The sequence below is a fragment of the Desulfogranum marinum genome (assembly GCF_016918565.1).
GTDB classification, from domain to species: domain Bacteria; phylum Desulfobacterota; class Desulfobulbia; order Desulfobulbales; family Desulfobulbaceae; genus Desulfogranum; species Desulfogranum marinum.
Genome location: NZ_JAFFQD010000107.1, coordinates 1 through 2,764 on the forward strand (window position 1 = coordinate 1; position 2,764 = coordinate 2,764).

At 45.6% G+C, this 2,764-nt stretch carries 1 protein-coding gene; it reads right to left on the reverse strand.

Annotated elements, in window-relative coordinates; translation table 11 throughout:
• Positions 1–756 precede the first annotated feature (756 nt).
• Positions 757–2,070: an APC family permease gene (locus tag JWH17_RS22980; protein WP_369125081.1), complete on the reverse strand. Its 1,314-nt coding sequence runs from the start codon at positions 2,068–2,070 to the stop codon at positions 757–759.
• Between the last annotated feature and the right edge of the window lie 694 nt (positions 2,071–2,764).

Sequence of the window (2,764 nt, forward strand, 5' to 3'; positions counted from 1 at the left end):
TGAAAAAATAACAGCGTCGCTTCGCTCCGACCACCTGGCCAGTTTCACTGGAATAGGTGGCCGGAATCACGTGGACTGACTGGCCGGTTTCGACTGGAATGGGTGGCCGGATTCAGTGGAATACGCAACCACTTCGATTACTGCCCTCTAAGGAGTTACAGGAACAGTATTAGCTAGCGTTAAAATGTAACCATCCCATAGAATTGTAACAGCATGAATTAGAAAATTTCGGCATTATTTCTCTATTAAACAGGGAGGAAGGTATGCGGAAAAAGCAATTCATCGAGTAACAGATCATCAAGGTGCTCAAGCAGGTTGAAAGCGGTCGGAAAATAGGGGATAGGCCCGTGGTGCCACGTAGTGCCATTCGGGACAGACCCCAAATTTCTTCTTCACCTCTTTCAGTCAGAGAGAGTCGAGGCCGTTAGCCCTCTTCATTACGCCCCATCATCGATAGCAGATAACCCGCGATTGAAAAGGGGACTGAAAAGGAGACAGATTTATTTTTTACAGCTAATTTATCCCATCCGATTTTATATCTTTCCGATTTTATAATTTCCTATCCTTCTTCATATGGCAACTAACGCCCCTAATCAGCCGCGCTGCTATTTGGGTCGGCTGAATTAGCCTTTTTATGTGCTGTACAGCTAAACATAGAATTATCAGAAAATAGTCTATCTTTAACTCCGGAACGTGTTTTGTACTGCCAGCCAGATATAGCATTTGGCAAAAATCGACAAAGTATTTTTTAAGATTTCAATGATCCAATTTCCTGATCTTTGAAAGGTTCATTGTCCGCCCCGTAATGACCCGAAAGGTGAGTTCAATAAAAAAGGCCGCCCCTAACATCGTGAACAAAAACCAAAGCTGTCCGGGTGAATTGTTTGCAGTCTGCCAAACCAGACACCCTAATGCACCGAGACAGAGCACAACCCCTAATAACGAAAGTAAGCGCTTGCTCTTTGTATTTTCTGCCAGTACCACGTTGGCGCCATTAACCGCTGCAAAAATTAAGAGGAAACCAGCACTCCCCATCGTCGACATACTAGAGAGTTCTGTCAGATTGGCGATCAGCAGGGTAAGTCCCGCCGTAATCAAAAGCCCCTCTATTGGCTTACCCCATACTTTGTTTTCCAACATGCTTGGAAGTTCCCCATCTTTTGCAATGGCATAGCTCAATCGGGCGGCACCGTAGACCGTGGCATTGATAGCCGAAACCGTAGAAAGCATGGCCGCGATGGCAATCAAGACAAATCCCTTTTGACCCAGAAACGGCCGTGCTGCTTCAGCCAGAGCATAGTCTTTAGCCTCTGCAATTTTGTCAACAGACAAAGTTCCAACTGTAACTATGGCAACGAGGACATAGAGAACTATGACAAAACCAACGCTTGAATAGAAAGCGCGAGGCAATATCTTAGGCGCGTCCCGAACATCCTGCGCGGTATTGGCAATCAACTCGAATCCCTCATAGGCAAGAAAAATAATCATCCCGCCTGCAATCAGATTCAGAGGGGATGACCATGAAGCAGGCGCAAGCCTGGTGCTATCAATGCCCCAGATACCAACCCCAATAAAAAGTGACAGAATCACCAATTTGAGGAGCACAATCCAGTCTTCGGCCTCACCAATCAGTCTGGCGTTCAAAAGGTTGAGACCCGTAATGCTGACAATACTGCCCGTGATCAGAGCGTGTTTCCAAAAAACCTGTGAGGCTTGAGGAAAGAATGATGCGCCATAGCTTCCGAAAGCATAGGCATACAGCGATAGCATGACGATGTAACTTATCCACAGCAGGATGTTCGCACTCCCTGTCAGCAAACCTGGGCCAAACGCCCGATCCAGGAAAGCTACTGTTCCTCCTTGGCTTGGATAAGTGACGGAGAGTCTTGCATACGAATAGGAGGTAACGAGAGCAACGATACCCGCAATCAGAAATGCTACTGGCGCGCCTCCATTGGTTAACTCCACTGAAAGGCCAAGAACAGCAAAAATTCCGCCCCCGACCATTCCGCCGATCCCTATTGCTGTCACCTCCCAGTAGCCGAGATTTTCTTTTCTGGACTTGCTCATACCCGGTTTACCAATTTTTATCTTTTCAAATTGTTTTGACAAAAAAGGGGATAGATTTATTTTTTTGTTTTTCTTCTGTTGCTGCATATATATTTGGATAGCAGATAAACTGCGCCCATTCAAAGGTTTTTTTGGTCTGTAAGGTTACAGGGTTATATTGGAAAATCAGTGTCCTTGGAAAGTTGTTTAGCCCGAGGGGGTTCAGTGGCGGAGTGGAGAAATTAGGGGGGGAAACAAACAAAAAAAGGAGGAAGCCAGGCTTTCTCCTTTTCTTTTATGTGCAACCCCAAGGGGACTCGAACCCTTGTTACCGGTGTGAGAGGCCTCACCGGATACCACATTATCTATCATTTGGTGGAATAAAGTGACCAGAGCAGCATTAGCCCGAATTTCTCATGAGTTTTTTTGATTTTCAACTTAAGTTTTTGATATTTATAGAAAATACGGTAGCGCTAAAAAAACAGACTGTTTTTTCGTCGATAATCAAAAAACTCACCCTCCGGGTCAGCGGATTTTTCCGCAGACTCTTTGTTGCAGCCATTTGCGGTAGCTTACTATCGGAGTCTACGCTTCCATGAGAAGGCTTGTCAACACCTGTTCGACTTGGCGAACCAAATTTTAAATTATCCCGTAACGTCAGGCTTCCATTCGCACTCATTTAAAGGCACAGCCATATGCCCGGTGCATTGTAATG